At 59.8% G+C, this 17,506-nt stretch carries 12 protein-coding genes; 6 read left to right on the top strand and 6 right to left on the bottom strand.

Translation table 11 applies throughout. The features are described from left to right. Positions 1–7: 7 nt before the first annotated feature. Positions 8–2,878: an EAL domain-containing protein gene (locus tag ACEN83_RS29975; RefSeq protein WP_495579106.1), complete on the top strand. Its 2,871-nt coding sequence runs from the start codon at positions 8–10 to the stop codon at positions 2,876–2,878. A 63-nt stretch (positions 2,879–2,941) separates the two neighbouring features. On the opposite strand, the gene ACEN83_RS29970 is transcribed toward ACEN83_RS29975, so the two are convergent. Continuing rightward, positions 2,942–3,256: a hypothetical protein gene (locus ACEN83_RS29970; RefSeq protein ID WP_495579105.1), complete on the bottom strand. Its 315-nt coding sequence runs from the start codon at positions 3,254–3,256 to the stop codon at positions 2,942–2,944. Between the two features lie 351 nt (positions 3,257–3,607). Here ACEN83_RS29970 and hexR point away from each other — a divergent pair, with 351 nt between their 5' ends. Both hexR and ACEN83_RS29960 read left to right on the top strand, forming a co-directional pair. Further along, positions 3,608–4,474 carry a transcriptional regulator HexR gene (gene hexR / locus ACEN83_RS29965; RefSeq protein ID WP_007954250.1) on the top strand — a complete coding sequence of 289 codons (867 nt, stop codon included), beginning with the start codon at positions 3,608–3,610 and terminating at the stop codon, positions 4,472–4,474. Positions 4,475–4,651: 177 nt separating this feature from the next. Then, entirely contained in the window at positions 4,652–4,861 is a 210-nt protein-coding gene (locus ACEN83_RS29960; protein WP_007971698.1) for a PA3496 family putative envelope integrity protein, read from the top strand. Here the strand turns inward: ACEN83_RS29960 and ACEN83_RS29955 are convergent. Beyond that, positions 4,803–5,765 (bottom strand): LysR family transcriptional regulator, encoded by a 963-nt coding sequence (locus ACEN83_RS29955; protein WP_007971700.1) that lies wholly within the window; start codon positions 5,763–5,765, stop codon positions 4,803–4,805. The genes ACEN83_RS29960 and ACEN83_RS29955 overlap by 59 nt on opposite strands. A gap of 192 nt (positions 5,766–5,957) precedes the next feature. Between ACEN83_RS29955 and ACEN83_RS29950 the strand changes: the two genes are divergently transcribed. Together ACEN83_RS29950 and oadA are read left to right on the top strand one after the other, a co-directional pair. Further along, complete coding sequence (locus tag ACEN83_RS29950; protein ID WP_007971702.1) at positions 5,958–7,373, top strand: acetyl-CoA carboxylase biotin carboxylase subunit; 1,416 nt, start codon at positions 5,958–5,960, stop codon at positions 7,371–7,373. A gap of 11 nt (positions 7,374–7,384) precedes the next feature. Continuing rightward, the gene (oadA, locus tag ACEN83_RS29945) at positions 7,385–9,193 is read left to right on the top strand and encodes a sodium-extruding oxaloacetate decarboxylase subunit alpha (protein WP_116579795.1); all 1,809 of its coding nucleotides are present in this window, start codon (positions 7,385–7,387) and stop codon (positions 9,191–9,193) included. A gap of 186 nt (positions 9,194–9,379) precedes the next feature. On the opposite strand, the gene ACEN83_RS29940 is transcribed toward oadA, so the two are convergent. Genes ACEN83_RS29940 through ACEN83_RS29930 form a run of 3 tightly spaced genes read right to left on the bottom strand, consistent with a single transcriptional unit; the run spans position 9,380 to position 11,149 of the window. Then, a complete protein-coding gene (locus ACEN83_RS29940) occupies positions 9,380–10,051 on the bottom strand; it encodes a GNAT family N-acetyltransferase (RefSeq protein WP_458549795.1) in 672 nt (223 codons plus the stop codon). 17 nt (positions 10,052–10,068) lie between these two features. Continuing rightward, a complete protein-coding gene (locus tag ACEN83_RS29935; RefSeq protein WP_495579104.1) occupies positions 10,069–10,515 on the bottom strand; it encodes a GNAT family N-acetyltransferase in 447 nt (148 codons plus the stop codon). 10 nt (positions 10,516–10,525) lie between these two features. Beyond that, entirely contained in the window at positions 10,526–11,149 is a 624-nt protein-coding gene (locus tag ACEN83_RS29930; protein ID WP_495579103.1) for an FMN-binding negative transcriptional regulator, read from the bottom strand. A gap of 92 nt (positions 11,150–11,241) precedes the next feature. Between ACEN83_RS29930 and pdxR the strand changes: the two genes are divergently transcribed. Then, positions 11,242–12,795, top strand: a complete 1,554-nt coding sequence (gene pdxR / locus ACEN83_RS29925) for a MocR-like pyridoxine biosynthesis transcription factor PdxR (protein ID WP_495579102.1) — start codon at positions 11,242–11,244, stop codon at positions 12,793–12,795. A 178-nt stretch (positions 12,796–12,973) separates the two neighbouring features. Here the strand turns inward: pdxR and ACEN83_RS29920 are convergent, their stop codons facing one another. Further along, positions 12,974–17,497 carry a hypothetical protein gene (locus ACEN83_RS29920; protein ID WP_495579101.1) on the bottom strand — a complete coding sequence of 1,508 codons (4,524 nt, stop codon included), beginning with the start codon at positions 17,495–17,497 and terminating at the stop codon, positions 12,974–12,976. Positions 17,498–17,506 lie beyond the last annotated feature (9 nt).

Raw genomic sequence — 17,506 nt, 5'->3', positions numbered from 1 at the left:
ATCGCCTATGACCCTCAGCTTCGACCTGTCGGGCCCCACTGTGGAGCCCCGGGTTATCAGAAAGCAATACGCCATGGAAATGGCGGTCGAACGCACGCGCCTGTTGTATCAGGGATCGCTGCTGCCCACGTTGTTCATGCTGATCAATGGCCTGGTCTGTGCCGGGTTGCTCTGGAGTCCGCAGCGCTATTTCCTGGTCAGTGTCTGGCTGGTGTGGCTGTTGTCGTTAGTGGCATTGCGGGTGATTCAGGTCGCAGCCTTCGATTCGGCCATCCCCAATCGTCAAGCCCAGCCCATTTGGCGACGGATGTTTTTGCTGGGTTCCGGCCTCACAGGTCTGACCCTGGCCGGTGCCGGCATTGCCCTGGTTCCCGCCGATAACTTCATTCAGCAAGCCTGGGTCTTCGGCCTCATCGGCGCCGCAGCGCTCTCGGCCAGCGTGGCTTATGCAGTCAGTTTGCCGGCCTTTCTGTCTTTCACCTTGCCCTGTCTGCTACCGGCCATCGCCTATATGTTTTGGGGCGGTGACGAGCAGCAACAGGGCTGGGGCTGGTTCGGGCTGATTCTGCTTGGTGCATTGAGCGTGGTGGCCTGGCAGGTCAATCGATTGATCGATCGGGGCTTGATGCGACGCTTTCAGAATCAGGCATTGATCGAACATCTACAGCAGGCGCAAAGCAGCAGTGATCAGCTCAATCAAAAGCTGGCCAAGGAGATCGAACAGCGTCGACGCGCCGAGAACGAATTGCGAGAAATCCAGGTCGACCTGGAAAACCGCGTCGCTCAGCGCAGCCTGGAGCTGGACGCCGCCAACCAGGCGCTGAGCAAGAGCGAAGCACGCCTGGCGCTGGCATTGAAGGCCAGCGAGTTGGGGTTGTGGGACTGGAATCTGCAAACCGACGAAGTCCATCACACGCAGATTCAGGAATTGTTCGGCCTGGAGCCGGATCAGGTCACGGCAATCCTGCGTCACCTCAAGCCGCGTCTTCACCCCGAGGACCTTCCAGCGCTGAAGAGGGCGCTGGTCGAGCATCTGAAGGGCCGCACCGAGGACTATCAAATCGAGTATCGCGTGCGCCATGGCGATGGCCACTGGGTCTGGATCGAGGACCGTGGGCGGGCGGTCGAGCGTACCGAGAACGGACGGGTTTTGCGCATGGTCGGCACTCGTCGCGACATCAGCGTCAGCAAAAACCTGGAAGAGCAGCGGCAACTGGCGGCGACCGTATTCGAGGCGGCCAGCGAAGGGATTGTGATTTTCGACCCGAACTACGTCCTTATCGCGATCAATCAAGCCTTCAGTCGGGTGACCGGCTATGCCATCGAAGACATGATCGGACGCAATGTCGTTGAGTTGCCCTGCAGTCGAGATGCGCGTCGGCATTACGCCACGATCCATCAGGCACTGGAGCAGCAAGGCAGCTGGCAGGGCGAATTGGTGGAAACCCGCAAGAACGGCGAGATGTATCCGCAGTGGCTGCAATTGAATGCCGTGCGCGACAGCCGGGGAAATGTCAGCCATATCGTAGGCTTCTTCGCGGATCTTTCTGCCCGCCGGGAATCCGAAGAGCGAATGCGCTACCTGACCCATTACGACGAACTTACCGGTCTGGCCAACCGCGCGATGTTCCGCGAACGCCTCAGCGAGGCTCATCAACGGGTACGACAGGGCGGTTATCGCAGCCTGGCCTTGTTGCACATCAATCTCGACCGCTTCAAGCAACTCAACGACAGCCTGGGGCATGAAGTCGCCGACCAGTTGTTGCAGAAAATAGCCCGGCGACTGGTGAATGCATTGCCTGAAGCAGACACCATCGCGCGTCTGTCCGGCGATGAGTTTGCCGTGCTGTTCAATGCCTACGGCAACCTTTCGAGCTTGGCGCGGGTGGCGACTCGTCTGGCGAGCAAGTTGCGTTTGCCCGTGACCATTGACGGGCATGAACTGGTGGTCAGTGCGTCGATGGGCATCAGTCTGTTGCCGGACAGCGCCCGGGAAATTTCCGCGTTGGTCAGTCAATCGAACATGGCCATGCAGCACGCAAAACATTTGGGCGGCAATAACTTCCAGTTCTATACCGACAGCCTGCAAGCCAGCACGCTGGAGCGTTTGCAGCTGGAAAACCAGTTGCGCAAAGCCATCGAAGAGAAGCAGTTGAAGGTGTTCTACCAACCCAAGCTGTGCCTCGCCACGGGCAAGCTGAATGCTGCCGAGGCGCTGGTGCGTTGGGATCATCCGACCATGGGCCGTGTACCGCCGGGGGATTTCATCGGTCTGGCTGAAGAAACCGGATTGATCGGCCCGATCGGTGAGTTCGTGCTGCGTCAGGCCTGTTGGCAAGCCTGTGAGTGGCAGCGGCAGGGGCTCGATGCGATTCGGGTGTCGGTCAATCTGTCGGTGCATCAATTGCGCCAGGGCAAGCTGGTCAGTCTGGTGCGCCAAGTGCTGGAGGAAACCGGGCTGGAGCCGCACTTCCTGGAGTTGGAGTTGACCGAAAGCCAGTTGCTGGACAGCGTCGAGCACATCATCGCGACCTTCCAGCAGTTGCGCGATCTAGGGGTGAAGCTGGCGATCGATGATTTTGGCACGGGGTATTCGTCTTTGAGTTATCTCAAACGCATTCCGGTGGATTACGTGAAAATCGACCAGGCGTTTATCCGCGGACTGGGCGAAGGCACCGAAGATGCGGCGATTACCCGGGCCATCATCGCCATGGCCCATGGCCTGTCGTTGAAGGTTGTCGCGGAAGGGGTGGAGCACCAGGAGCAGCTTGAGTTTCTCAAGGCTGAGCGCTGCGATGAGGTGCAAGGTTATCTGATCAGTCGGCCGGTCGAGGCGCAGGTCCTGGCCGTTCTGCTGCGAGAGAATGGTGTGGATTGACCGAAATGGCTTCCCGTCAGGCCCTTTGGCGGTCTGACGGGAAGTTTGCAGCGGGTAATTTTTTTAATCGGTGATCAGTACTTTATCAATATGGTGCAGTAACTTTCCTTCGAAAAAAATACTGACACTTGTGACGCTGGAAGGCCCCATTTTTTTATATTCGACGAACTTGTCGGTCAGGACTTGCAATGCAATTTCGTGGGTTGTTTCAAGTTCCAGGTCGAGTCGCAAATCAAAAGACTTGTCCTGAATCTCGCTCAGTACCAGCCTCGGCGTAATGCCAGAGTTTGTAACGGTTACCGTGCCAAAGGCACGGAAGGAAGCCGCGCCGGGCATGCGGTCAATTTGGGCAACCCAATTTTTAGTTGTAATGGTCATTGTGTGTAACTCCTGTAATTAAGATAATTGCGTCCTGCCTGTTTAATATATCCCTCTCTGTTTGATTGGTGGATGGCGATACTTAACTTGTTTGTAAGTTGATGTGGGCTATACGTTGTTGGTGAGAAAACCAGTTTTGATGTTTGCAAGAAAGGCTCATTTTTGCCGCAACGCGAATAGGCGGGCATTGATGAGCAACGGGAAAGCTCGCAATGAGCGCTACATGGAGCACGCGTGCCTGAATGCCGAGGGATGTGGTTACGCATTGAGGAGGCAAAAAGCCGATTCATGTAGTATAACTACAAGCGTGCTACATCCCCGGCACCTGCCAATAACAAAGAGTCCAGCCCTTTGAATCTGCTGCAACACATCGCCCAGTCTCGCCACCTGTTACGCAAGTCGGAGCTCAAGGTCGCCGACCATGTGCTGCTTGATCCTGCGGCCGTGATGCACAGCTCCATGGCCGACCTGGCCCACAGCGTGGGTATCAGTGAACCGACCATCGTGCGTTTTTGCCGTGCCATCGGTTGTTCCGGCTTTCAGGACTTGAAGCTGAAGTTGGCCCAGAGCCTGGCGGCCGGTGCGAGTTTTGGCCAGTTTGCGATCCACGAAGACGATTCGGTCGCGGACTACAGCCTGAAAATTTTCGACACCACCCTGCATACCCTGATGGAGGTTCGCGAGAAACTCGATCCGCTGGAGTTGCAGAGGGCCGTGACGCTGATGTCCCAGGCCCAGCGCGTCGAGTTCTATGGTTTTGGCGCCTCGGGTGCGGTCGCGGCGGATGCGCAGCACAAATTCTTCCGCTTGCTGCTCACCGCAGCGGCGTACTCCGATCCGCACATGCAGGCGATGTCGGCCGTGACATTGAAGCCGACTGACGTGGCCATCTGCATTTCCCAGTCGGGGCGTTCCAAGGACCTGCTGATCACCGCCAACCTGGTGCGCGAAAGCGGTGCTTCGTTGATCACCTTGTGCCCGAGCCAGACGCCATTGGCCGAGTTGTCGACGGTCAACCTGGCGATCGATGTGCACGAAGACACTGAAATCTATACGCCGCTGACTTCGCGCATTGCTCACCTTGTGGTGATCGACGTGTTGGCGATGGGCGTGGCCATGGCCCGTGGCCCGAGCCTGGTCAATCACCTCAAGAGCGTTAAACGCAGTTTGCGCAGTTTGCGGTTGTCGCCCAAGTCGGTGAAAGCGCTGGATGATTGAGCGTCAAAAGATCGCAGCCTTCGGCAGCTCCTACAGGTATTCGCGTTCCTGCGTAGGAGCTGCCGAAGGCTGCGATCTTTGCTTCTGAATGTTCATCTACCTGTAACGCCCGAGCCGCCAAACCGTCATCCCTCGCGCCTATCTTGAAACTCCCGTACTCGCCTTGGGAGACTCGAAATGGCCATGCCCTACGAAGAACGCAACAGCGCTGTCAAAACCCGTCGTCAACAGGAAGACCAGCGCCGTATGGAATTCCGTCGCGCCATCGAAGATCGCTGCGAACGCCGTCAGCTTCTGGCCGAAATTGGCGACTTTCCGGAGTTGGAACTCAACTTCTGGCAGGCATCTCCCTCGACTTCCCGTCGAAACGCTCAACCAGCGCGCTGATCTGGATCCGTTCGCTGCGGATAAACGCCAGGAAGGCGTGAGCCACCGGTGACAGGCGTTTCGCCTTGGCCTGCACCAGGCACCAGCTGCGAAACAGTGGCAGCTCTTCGATGGGTAGCTCGATCAACCCACCGGTTGCCAGCTCAAGGTTCAGGGCGTGGCGCGTCAACAGCGCAACGCCCAGGCCTGCCAGTACGCATTCACGCTGAGCTTCGGCAGACGAGACCTCCTGGGTCTGGTTGAAGTGCACGCGCTTCTCTTTGAAGTATTCTTCGCATGCCAACCGCGTCCCGGAGCCTGGCTCACGCAGCAACAGGGTGTAGGGCTCAAGATCCTGCAGACGCAGCGGCCCCATATGACACAGCGGGTGATCCGGTGGCGCCACGGCGACGATCGGGTTGTTCAGGAACGGCAGGAACTCCAGGCCCATGTCCTGGGGCACCATGGACATGATCACCAGGTCGTCGCGGTTGTCCGACAGACGCCGAATCACCTGGCCGCGATTGACCACCGTCAGTTGCAGGTTTACCTCCGGGTGCTGGCGTTTGAATGCGGCAAACAGATGCGGCACGAAGTATTTGGCGCTGGATTCCACCGCCAGTTTCAGTTGCCCCTGCAACGAGCCCTGCATGTCCGACAGCTGCATGTCGAGGTTTTCCAGGCGTCCGAAAATATCCCGGCTGGCTCGCTGTAACGCTTCAGCCGCTTCGGTCATGTAGAGCTTTTTGCCGACATAATCGAACAAAGGCTGGCCAATCAGCTCTTCGAGCTGCCGAATCTGCAGGCTGACGGCAGGTTGTGTGAGCGACATTTCGTCGGCCGCGCGGCTGTAAGAGCGCAAATCACAGACCTCATTGAAGATCTGCAATTGACGCAAAGTCATACGCATCAATGACTTACGCATTATTCGGTCACTCTCGTCGCTGGCTGGTGAATCAACTATAAGTCTTTACTTATGCACGACCCAATTTTTATTCATTTTTGTTAATCCCTTGTGGGCGCTAGTGTGGACCTGCGACCAAATTGAAACATTTGGTCACGCGTCGACCTGGGTCTAGCAGGTCGTGGGTACCACCGGCCTCAAGGGAAACTCCAAGTGATAACAAAGATCCTGATCGCCAACCGTGGTGAGATTGCCGTACGAATCGTACGTGCCTGTGCCGAAATGGGCATTCGCTCGGTCGCGATCTATTCCGACGCCGACCGCCATGCCCTGCATGTGAAGCGTGCAGACGAGGCCCACAGCATCGGTGCCGAACCGCTGGCCGGTTACCTGAACCCGCGCAAGCTGGTGAACCTGGCTGTGGAAACCGGTTGCGATGCGCTGCACCCCGGTTACGGATTCCTTTCGGAAAACGCCGAACTGGCGGAGATCTGCGCCGAGCGCGGGATCAAGTTCATCGGCCCATCGGCTGAAGTCATTCGCCGCATGGGCGACAAGACCGAAGCGCGCCGCAGCATGATCAAGGCCGGCGTGCCGGTCACCCCGGGCACCGAAGGTAACGTGTCGGGCATCGAAGAAGCCCTGACCGAAGGCGATCGCATTGGCTATCCGGTGATGCTCAAGGCCACATCCGGTGGTGGTGGTCGCGGTATTCGTCGCTGCAACAGCCGTGAAGAACTCGAACAGGCGTTCCCTCGCGTGATTTCCGAAGCCACCAAGGCATTCGGTTCCGCGGAAGTGTTCCTGGAAAAATGCATCGTCAATCCCAAGCACATCGAAGCGCAGATCCTTGGCGACAGCTTCGGCAACGTGGTGCACCTGTTCGAGCGTGACTGCTCGATCCAGCGCCGCAACCAGAAGCTGATCGAGATCGCCCCGAGCCCGCAACTGACCCCGGAACAGCGCGCCTACATCGGCGACCTGTCGGTGCGTGCAGCCAAGGCCGTGGGCTACGAGAACGCCGGCACCGTGGAGTTCCTGCTCGCCGAGGGCGAGGTGTACTTCATGGAGATGAACACCCGGGTGCAGGTGGAACACACCATCACCGAAGAAATCACTGGCATCGACATTGTCCGCGAGCAGATTCGCATTGCCTCCGGCCTGCCGCTGTCGGTGAAACAGGAAGACATCCAGCACCGTGGTTTCGCCCTGCAATTCCGGATCAACGCCGAAGACCCGAAGAACAACTTCCTGCCGAGCTTCGGCAAGATCACCCGTTACTACGCACCCGGCGGCCCCGGCGTGCGTACCGACACGGCGATCTACACCGGCTACACCATTCCGCCGTTCTACGACTCCATGTGTCTGAAACTGGTGGTGTGGGCGCTGACCTGGGAAGAGGCGATGGACCGTGGTCTGCGCGCCCTCGATGACATGCGTCTGCAAGGGGTCAAGACCACTGCCGCGTACTACCAGGAAATCCTGCGTAACCCGGAATTCCGTAGCGGCCAGTTCAATACCAGCTTCGTTGAAAGCCACCCTGAACTGACTAACTACTCGATCAAGCGCAAACCCGAAGAGCTGGCCCTGGCCATCGCCGCCGCCATCGCCGCCCACGCAGGCCTGTGAGGAATAGAACAATGAGCAAACAAATCCACGTTACCGACACGATCCTGCGCGACGCCCACCAATCGCTGCTCGCCACCCGCATGCGCACCGAAGACATGCTGCCGATCTGCGACAAGCTCGACAAAGTCGGCTACTGGTCGCTGGAATGCTGGGGCGGCGCGACCTTCGACGCCTGCGTACGTTTCCTGAAGGAAGACCCGTGGGAGCGTCTGCGCCAACTGCGCGCCGCGCTGCCTAACACCCGCCTGCAAATGCTCCTGCGTGGCCAGAACCTGCTGGGCTACCGCCACTACAGCGACGACGTGGTCAAAGCGTTCGTCGCCAAGGCCGCGGTCAACGGCATCGACGTGTTCCGCATCTTCGACGCCATGAACGACGTGCGTAACCTGCGCGTGGCCATCGAAGCGGTGAAAGCCGCTGGCAAACACGCCCAGGGCACCATCGCCTACACCACCAGCCCGGTGCACACCATCGAGGCCTTCGTGAACCAGGCCAAGCAAATGGAAGCCATGGGTTGCGACTCGGTGGCGATCAAGGACATGGCCGGTTTGCTGACCCCGTACGCCACCGGCGAACTGGTCAAGGCTCTGAAAGCCGAGCAATCGCTGCCCGTGTTCATCCACTCCCACGACACCGCTGGCCTGGCCGCGATGTGCCAGATGAAGGCCATCGAAAACGGCGCCGACCATATCGACACCGCGATCTCCAGCTTTGCCTGGGGCACCAGCCACCCGGGCACCGAGTCGATGGTCGCCGCCCTTAAAGGCAGCGAATTCGACACCGGCCTGAACCTGGAGCTGCTGCAAGAGATCGGCCTGTACTTCTACGCCGTGCGCAAGAAGTACCACCAGTTCGAAAGCGAATTCACCGCCGTCGACACCCGTGTGCAAGTCAACCAGGTACCGGGCGGGATGATTTCCAACCTGGCCAACCAGTTGAAAGAGCAGGGCGCGCTGAATCGCATGAGCGAAGTGCTGGCCGAAATCCCGCGCGTTCGCGAAGACCTCGGCTTCCCGCCGCTGGTGACCCCGACCTCGCAGATCGTCGGCACCCAGGCGTTCTTCAACGTGCTGGCCGGCGAGCGCTACAAGACCATCACCAACGAAGTGAAGCTGTACCTGCAAGGCGGCTACGGCAAGGCGCCGGGCACCGTCAACGAACAGCTGCGTCGCCAGGCCATCGGCAGCGAAGAAGTGATCGACGTGCGTCCAGCCGATCTGCTCAAGCCGGAAATGGCCAAGCTGCGCGCCGATATCGGTGCACTGGCCAAGTCTGAAGAAGACGTGCTGACCTTCGCCATGTTCCCGGACATCGGTCGCAAGTTCCTCGAAGAGCGCGCGGCCGGAACCCTGACACCTGAAGTGCTGTTGCCGATTCCGGAAGCGGGCACAGTGGCTTCGGCGGGCGGTGAAGGCGTGCCGACCGAGTTCGTCATCGACGTTCACGGCGAAACCTACCGCGTCGACATCACCGGTGTCGGCGTCAAGGCTGAAGGCAAGCGTCACTTCTACCTGTCCATCGACGGCATGCCGGAAGAAGTGGTGTTCGAGCCGCTCAACGAATTCGTCGGCGGCGGCAGCAGCAAGCGCAAGCAAGCCACCGCACCGGGCCATGTCAGCACCACCATGCCGGGCAACATCGTCGATGTGCTGGTCAAGGAGGGCGACACCGTCAAGGCGGGCCAGGCCGTGCTGATCACCGAAGCGATGAAGATGGAAACCGAAGTCCAGGCAGCCATCGCCGGCAAAGTCACCGCCATTCACGTGGCCAAGGGCGACCGGGTTAACCCGGGCGAGATCCTGATCGAGATCGAAGGCTGAGATAACAGTCTCGATACAACGCTTTAAACCTCGGGGGGGCATGTGCTCCCCTTTTTTTATCCATGGCAAAGCAAAGAGCTTGTGGGCGTCAACGCGCCTTGGAGGCTTTTGAAGATCAAAGGATCGCAGCCTTCGGCAGCTCCTACAGGAGCTGCCGAAGGCTGCGATCTTTTGCTTTTGATGCTTTTAGCCGCGGCACTCAACGAGGCTTTTCAACTGCCCCGACCCCGTCTGGTTCTCATCACTCAACCAACGCTCGAACCCGGCCCCAATCGCCGGCCATTCCGAATCCAGGATCGAGTACCACGCCGTATCGCGGTTCTGCCCCTTGACCACCATGTGCTGGCGAAACACACCCTCAAAACTGAAACCCAAACGCTCGGCCGCATATTTGGAGCGGGCGTTGGCGTTGTTGCATTTCCATTCCAGGCGACGGTAGCCGAGGGCGAAGGACTCCTTGGCCAGCAGGTAAACCGCCTCGGTGCTTTTCGGTGAGCGCTGCATTGGCGCGCCGAAGGTGACGTGGCCGATTTCGATGCGGCCCTGGGCCGGGACGATGGACATCAGGCTGAGGATGCCCTGGACCTCGCCGCTGGCGCGATCGATCACGCTGAAGAAATACGGGTCGCTATTGGCCGCGTGGTTGTTCAGCCAATCGTTGAAGGCGCTGCGCTCCGGGAAGGGACCGTAAGGCAGATAGTCCCAAAGCTTCGGGTCGGCGCCCGGGCCTTGCAGGGCTTTGAACAGGTCGTCGCCGTGGCGCGCCGGGTCGAGTTTTTCCAGGCGGATGAAGCGTCCTTCGATCAGTTGCGTCGTGGGGGCCGGGACGCCTTTCCAGTTGGCGAGTGAAGTCGACATATTGTTCTCCTTGAACCTTAAATGGCTTTGCGAAACTGGATGAAACCGGGGCGTTCGGCGATGCGCTCGTAGAGCTGGATCGCGGTGGCGTTGGTTTCGTGGGTCAGCCAGTGCACCTTGTTGCAGCCGTCGGCCTTGGCCGTGGCGTAGACGAACTCGATCAGTTGCCGGCCGACGCCGGTGCCTCGGGTTTCCGGGACCACCAGCAAGTCTTGCAGGTAGCAGGCGTTTTCGATGGCCCAGTTCGAACGATGGTAGATGAAATGCACCATGCCCACGGCTTTGTTGTCAGCCCAGGCGAGGGCGGCGTGGGTCGGTTCGTTCGGGTCGAGCATGCGCTGCCAGGTGCTGTGAGTGACAGCCTCCGGCAATTCGGTTTTATAGAAGCGCAGGTAGGCTTGCCACAGCGGCAACCAGGCCGCGTGATCACCGGAGGTGACTTGGCGAATGTCGATTTGACTCATGGTGATTTCCTTAGCGCATCAATTGGGCGAGGGTCTGGTCGTTGACGTCGGGGCTGGCGGCCAGGCCTTCGCGTACGCCGGCGATGTCGGCGGGGCTGCGGTTCTGGCTGAGCTTGCGCTTGCCTTCCAGACGCTCGATGGGAATGGCGAAACCGACGATGGCCTTGAGCATGCCGTCGATGTAATCGGCGGGGGCATCGGCCACGGACCACGGTTGGGCGCGGCCAGCTTCATGACGGTCGGTGAGGGTGCTGACGATGTCGAGCAGCCGCCCGCCATCGCTAAAGGTTTCGGCCCGGCCATAGGCGTGTACGGCGACGTAGTTCCAGGTTGGCACGACTTTGCCGTGTTCGGCCTTGCTCGGGTAGAAGCCAGGGCTGACGTAGGCGTCGGCACCGGCAAAAATCAGCAGGGCTTCGGCACCGTCGCGCAGGTCTTTCCACTGTGGATTGGCTTTGGCCAGATGCCCGTACAACGTGCCGTTCAAGCCTTGTTCGCAATGCAGCAGCACCGGCACATGACTGGCTTGCAGGCCGCTTTCGCCGTGGGTCACCAAGATGGCGAGACGGGTGGCGAGGATCAGTTCATGCAGTTGGGACAACTCGTCGATGGCAAAAGCGCGTGGCGTGTACATGGAGATATTTTCCTTGGCGAATGTCTTCATCCTAGGCAGGCTATTGGTCTGTTGTAAGAGCCATTAATGACCAATTTCATAGGTCCATTGTCATGACGGATGCGCCGCTTTCCCTGTCGTTCAACCCGGCCGGTATCGAACTCGACCGTCGCCAAGGGCTGAGTCGACAGCTCTATCAGGCCTTGCGCCTGCGCGTACTCGACGGACGATTGGCCAGTGGAACGCGTCTGCCGGCCAGTCGTGACCTGGCCGCAGCGCTGGCTATTTCCCGCAACAGCGTGGTGCGTGCCTACGATCAGTTGTACGCCGAAGGTTTCATTGAGGGGCGAGTCGGGGACGGCACTTATGTCGCGCAACTGCCTCAGGCGGCATTGCCGGCAAAAAAACTATCCACAAAAGTATCCACAGGCTTTTCAACAGGGTTATCAACAACCTTATCCACAAATTGGCTCGATTTACCTGTGGATCCATCCAGCAAAGTTATCCACAACGATCCGTTGGCACGGGTAAAAAACAACCATTTACCCAGTCCGCCGAGCGGCCCGCCCCGGGCATTTCGGGTCGGTGTTCCGGCTTTCGATCTGTTTCCATTCGAGGTCTGGGCCAAGCTGAATGCGGCTTTCTGGCGCAAACCGGATTTGCAGCAGCTGTGCTACGGCGACCCGGCTGGCGATGCGCGCTTGCGCGGGATGATTGCTGCGTATTTGCGCAGTTCACGTGGCATGCAGTGCACGGCTGAACAAATTGTGATCACCAGTGGCGCGCAGCAGGGGATCAGCCTTTGTGCACAGCTGCTGGTGGAGCCCGGTGACGGGGTGGCGCTTGAAAATCCCGGGTATCGGGCGGCCGGTCATGCGTTCGCCGTGGCAGGTGCGAAGTTGCATGGGGTGGCGGTGGATGGCGAGGGCATCGACTGCGCTGAACTGGCACAGCTGCGTGATTGCCGTTTGACCTACGTCACCCCGTCCCATCAGTACCCCACCGGGGTGGTGATGAGCCTGGCTCGTCGTCTGGAGTTGCTGGCCTGGGCCGAGCGCACCCAGGGCTGGATCGTCGAGGATGACTACGACGGCGAGTACCGCTACAGCGGTGCGCCACTGGCGCCTCTGGCGGCACTGGATCGGCAAGGCCGAGTGCTTTACGTCGGCACGTTCGGCAAAGTGGCATTTCCGGCGTTGCGCCTGGGTTACCTGGTGCTGCCGACGGGGCTGGTGCAGGCCTTTGCCCAACGCCGTGCCGTGGACGTACGCCATTCCGAGGTCAGTACCCAGGCGGTGATGGCGGAGTTCATGGCGGCCGGGCATTTCCAGCGGCATATCCGCCGCATGCGCCGTGCGGCGTTGAGTCGCCGTAATACATTGCTCAATGGCTGGCCGGCGGAGATTCCCGGCGTCGGACCATTACCCACCGTCGCCGCCGGGCTGCACATGACCGTGCCGGTCGAGAGCGTGGCGCGCGAACGTGAATTGATCGAGTTGGCGCAAAGTGTCGATGTCGAGATCAACGGCTTGAGCAGCTATTGGTTGCCCGACTCCAGGACGCCGATGGATCAGCGAGCGGGGCTGGTGCTGGGCTTCGCCGCCGTGCCCGAAAAAGCGATCGAGTCAGCGCTGGAGCGATTGCGCAGCGTGTGGAAGGTTTACTGACGCGGGAAATGCTGTTTACTTAAGGACGAACACTGTATCTGTGGCGAGGGAGCTTGTCGGATCGCCGCACCGTCCCGCTGGGGCGCGAAGCGGCCCTAAAAAAGGGACTGCTGCGCAGTCCAGCGGGAGCAAGCTCCCTCGCCACAGGTTGCTTATTGTTCGCGCCCGCCAGGCTGTCTCAGGGTTGAGCTTCGAGCTTGAAGAACAGCGTCGGGTCGCTGATGCGCCTCAACACGTAGTCGATCGGTGTCAGGGTGGTGAGTGCCTGACGGCGCTCGGCGCTGAATGTCTGCAAGTAAGGTTCGGTGATTTTAAGGTGTGCAGCGGTGAACTGCTCCAGCGGGGCATTCACTGAATCGTAGTGAAAGTGCGCCAGCCACAACGGCTGATCGTTGTTCGTGATGTCGAGAATCCGGTATTCCTGAAAATAGTCCTGGCGCTTCCTGGTCCTGATCCGTCCCTGGTCGTTTCTTTCGATCCGCACCTGATGGTTGTCCAGCAGCCATTGCAGATAGGCCTGTCGGGGTTGGCGCTCCTTGAGCAGGCTGGCACGGGTAGCGATGCCTTTGGCGCGTAACTGCACAGCGGCGCTGTTAAGTTCTGCGGCCAGGGCGGCTACCGGCGGGGGTGTTTGCCCTGCGGCGCGCAGACGCGCCATGGCCTGTGTGACATTGATGGCAGCCTGTTCCAGGCGTTGAGCCTGCAAATCGAACAAGTCCTGCATGTCTGCCGGTATGCGGTTGGGTTTGAGGGCATCTTTTTGTGTTCGCTTGATGAAGGCCTGAACATTCGCGTTGAGGTCCAGACCTTCGGCGATGATGTCGATATCGCCCAGGGCCGGCTGCGCTGCGGGTGGTGGTCGGACCGGCAGCATTTCCTTGAGGCTGGGCTCCTCGGGTGGCAGGGCCTTGGCCGGCATCGGGTCACGTGGTCGACTCTTGGTAATCTTGACGATTGGCCGCGAGGGCCCTGCAATGGCAGGTTCGGGCAAGGCCGGCGTAAGGCTTTTGCCGCTCTCGGGCAACAGCGTGCTCAGTTGCTCCCGGGCAAGTTGACGAAACTCGCCGATCAAGCCACGTACTCGCTCAAGTTCGCTGGGCTCCACTCGGCCAGGGTATTCACCGGGAAGGTCTTCAAGGCGCTGATCGGCATCGGCGTAGACATCGATCAGCCTGCTCAGATCATCGAGGCGAAGCGCTGCACCGTCAGCGCCTTGCGGGCTCCGGTTCAAGACCGCATGCCGGTGCGTGGCCGTCGCTGCCTCGATAATCAGCTCTCCTACCGCTGTGCGGGCCGCTTCATTGTCCAGGCCGGCGTCGTTGCGCATGCACAACTCATGGGACATGCCGATTTCGTTGGATTTCAAATCCCACTGGTTGAAGGTCGGCATCAGTTGGCGCAAGCGTTGTGCGGCGACCAGGCCGGCACTGCCAATGGCGTCGAGCGACTCCAGGGAACTGGCGGACACTTGCAGGCGGGCGATCATGTCCTGGCTCAGCGCCAGCGCCTGCCGGACGTCCTCGACGTGGGCCTGCAATAACGTGTTTGAATCAATGAGCGTGTTCTGCGCAAGCCTGTCCGTCAGTATTGCGTAGGCGTTGCGCTTGAGGACGAACCACAGGCTGAGGTTCTTTTGCAGGTGGGTGGTCATGCTCAGCAGATCATTGAGATAGCCTTCGCTTGCGCCTATGAGGCGTCTTTGCTGCAGATTTTCCAGGGCCTGGCTGTAATCGCCGATCAACGTTTCCAGCTGGCTGAGGTAGCGCTCGGTCGCCTGCTCATGGGCTGACCCGGTTGTGCCCATCATTTCGGCCTGGGCCTTATTCAGTGCGGCATTGCCGGCGGCTTCCTGACGTTTGAAGTTCTCCAGCGCAACGCTCAGCGCTTGCTTCTGCTGCGCCTTTTCCCTGCGCCGGGCCTTGAGTTGGCTTTGCAAGCTGCTACCACCGGCACCGCCGCGCAGGCGCAACCGCGTATCCACAAACCACTGGCCTTGTCTGTTGTGAATCAATAGCGGGCCGGTTTTCGAGGGCTCGTGCGGATACACGAGTTGTACCTGTTGATCGTCGTTTTCCACCACGCAAAACCAGCGTTCACCGACTGTTGCGTAGGTCTTGCCATCCAGGCGATACAGGGACGCGGAATCCCGCGGGAGTGTTTCCAGAGTCGGGGCCGTGAGATCAGCTGCTGATACGGTCAAAGTGTCCAGATACGTGGCCAATGCCGTGGGCGATCGACGGGGCACCGAGCCGCTGGCCTCCAGTGAGGAGTAATGGATGGAGGGCAGTTCACCGGTCAAACCGGTGGGAATGAGGGTCGCGGTGGGCCGTGCCGGCTCGGTCGTTGACGTCTCGGGCTTGAGCATCCCGCTGTCGATTCGTCGTGGCATCGATCGCGCGCCGGTCTTGCGGCGCACGGCGGCATGGTGAGCGAGAAGGATGCCCAGGCTCAGCAGCAGGTCTGCGACCGTACTCCACTCAGTGAGCTTGTCGCCATGCTGGTGGGCATCCAGCACCTGCTCGATGTCGCTGATGCTTTGCCAGACCCACACCGCAGCCCCTGCCGGACCGCTGAGAAAATTCGCGGCGACGTTGAACAGTGCCCAGCCGCTGTCTCGCAGCAAGGCCCATCGGCGTTGCGCATTGGACAGCGACTGTCGATCAGCGAGTTCGGCCATGGCCTGGGCGTGGGTCTTGAACAGGACGGGGAAAACATCGCCGGTCAGCTCATTGGCCGAGAGCGCGACCGGGCCGGCCCAGTCCACGGAAGTCCAGGGTTCGGAAAGGAGTTGGGCTTCCAGCCATGGGCTGGGAAGGCCGACCGGGAAGGTGTACTGGGCGTATTTGAAGCTGGTGGCCGAGTCGGGTAGCCAGGCCAGAACCGAGTCTCTTAATTCGCCCGGTTGATGCAAGGCGTACAGCAGGTTTTGCGCCGAGGGGAATTGCAATAACGGCTGTTCAAACAACGGGCGATACAGCAGGCACGGCCCGTTTTCCGCTTGGCGTGGAGCGATGATGAACATGTTCGCCACAATGTCTGCGTTGGTGTCCCCGGCATGGAGGAAGGCGAGTGGACGGATGGCGATCGGTTGCGGGTAACCTGGCGTTGGGTTGAGCCATTGGCGAACATAGCTGTAACCCCGTTGATCGATGCCGCCGATGCGACGGATCTTGCACTCCAATGCAATCAGCGGCAGCAAGGCACGCAGTTGACTGATGTAGAAGTGCTGCTGCAAGCCGGCCTGTACGGTGTCCTCTATCAACTTGTCCTTGATCAGTTTGGGGTAGTTCGCGCCGATATCGACGTTGCTCGCCATTTGCGTCAGATAGGCCACAGTCAGCCAATCAGGTACAGGCTGTGGTGGGTTGAATCGAACACTGGCCTGATACGGTGCCGTGTTTTGCAAGGCGTATTCGCCCAGGGTTTCGGTGTGGATGTCATGCGGGTTGGGCAGCGTCAGCCCGCCGGATTCGAAACTGTGGGTGATCGTGATTTCAAGTTTATCCAGGGGTAGCGTTGCCGCAGAGGGCGTGTCGGCAACGATCGCTTCACGCATGCGTTGCTGGGCGAACGTGCTGATGGGCTGAATCCGGAACAGGTTGTTGTCGGCCTGCTTGTACAGTTTGCCCAGCGCATTCACGGATTGGCTGTAGGCATCCAGGTCGGCGGCCGAAGCACCGAACAGCCAGTCGGGAATGGAATCGTCGAGGCCAATGAGGGTGTTTTTCTCCTGAGCGTTGGTGCTATCGGAGGGGAAAGCAGGCTCGGCAGGATCCTTCGTTTCGGCGGTGATTGCGGTGATGGTATCGAACTGGCTGGTGATCAGGGCCCAGGCCATGTGGTCGAAAAAATTTCCATCGGGCTCGAACAGCTGCCACTTCATGTTGCGGCCGGCCAGGCGCGACTCGATGCGCGCCGGTAATGAGTCACCCAGTTGCTTCAGGGAGTCGAACGATTCGTACCCGTCTTCCACGGTGTACATCATCACCAGGTCACGTTGTTCGTAGCGCCCCGTGAGCACGGCGGCGCCGCCCAATAACAGATGCCGGGTGCTGCCATTGGCATCGACAGTGTCGATGTCGATCAGGCAGACCTGGATGGCCGACAGTGCCGGATCACTCGATTGCCGTTGCGTTTTGTCAGGCTCAAGCGAGACGGCCCTGGCCACGCGACACTGGGCATCATCCCAGCCGGTGACGTGCTGCACGTCGAGGGCTTTGCGCAACGCATCGGACAGTTCCTGCCAGTGCGGTGCGTGTTTTCCGGGGCTGTTCCAGTAGGCCAACTGGCGCTCGCCAAATGCCACGAACAGCAGGGGTGCGTAGTCGTTGAGCATCTCGGCGATGGCTTCGATGCTGACGTCCAGATGCACCACGGGCGTGGCCTGCGGGTTCGACGTCAGGAAGTGTTCGCCTTCCAGGTAATTGGCGCTGGTGGAGGTAAAAAACTGTCGCACGAGTGCCTGGGTCAACGACTCGAACCGTGTCGGCAGCGCCACGAGCGCGCCCTCGAGCGTTTGCCATTGCGGCGTACCGATCAGCGTATGGTCGGGATCGAGATCCCGCTCGGGAAACTGCGTTTTCAGGGCCTTGCGCAGCATTTGAGCGGCGACTTCATCGACGGTCGGCCCTTGGCTCGTCTGGTGGATCACCAAGCTCTTGGTCAGCAGGGCCGGGGCCGTATTCTCGGGATGTGGGTTCATCGTCATTGT

This window comes from Pseudomonas sp. Pseusp49 (assembly GCF_059491875.1).
This window is presented reverse-complemented; position numbering and strand designations above follow the sequence as displayed.

What these genes read in the sequence shown, in the direction of transcription:
- ACEN83_RS29975 (WP_495579106.1), top strand. Translation starts at nt 8, where the DNA reads ATGACCCTCAGCTTCGACCTGTCGGGCCCCACTGTGGAGCCCCGGGTT.
- ACEN83_RS29970 (WP_495579105.1), bottom strand. Translation starts at nt 3,256, where the DNA reads ATGACCATTACAACTAAAAATTGGGTTGCCCAAATTGACCGCATGCCC.
- ACEN83_RS29960 (WP_007971698.1), top strand. Translation starts at nt 4,652, where the DNA reads ATGGCCATGCCCTACGAAGAACGCAACAGCGCTGTCAAAACCCGTCGT.
- ACEN83_RS29955 (WP_007971700.1), bottom strand. Translation starts at nt 5,765, where the DNA reads ATGCGTAAGTCATTGATGCGTATGACTTTGCGTCAATTGCAGATCTTC.
- oadA (WP_116579795.1), top strand. Translation starts at nt 7,385, where the DNA reads ATGAGCAAACAAATCCACGTTACCGACACGATCCTGCGCGACGCCCAC.
- ACEN83_RS29940 (WP_458549795.1), bottom strand. Translation starts at nt 10,051, where the DNA reads ATGTCGACTTCACTCGCCAACTGGAAAGGCGTCCCGGCCCCCACGACG.
- ACEN83_RS29935 (WP_495579104.1), bottom strand. Translation starts at nt 10,515, where the DNA reads ATGAGTCAAATCGACATTCGCCAAGTCACCTCCGGTGATCACGCGGCC.
- ACEN83_RS29930 (WP_495579103.1), bottom strand. Translation starts at nt 11,149, where the DNA reads ATGTACACGCCACGCGCTTTTGCCATCGACGAGTTGTCCCAACTGCAT.
- pdxR (WP_495579102.1), top strand. Translation starts at nt 11,242, where the DNA reads ATGACGGATGCGCCGCTTTCCCTGTCGTTCAACCCGGCCGGTATCGAA.
- ACEN83_RS29920 (WP_495579101.1), bottom strand. Translation starts at nt 17,497, where the DNA reads ATGAACCCACATCCCGAGAATACGGCCCCGGCCCTGCTGACCAAGAGC.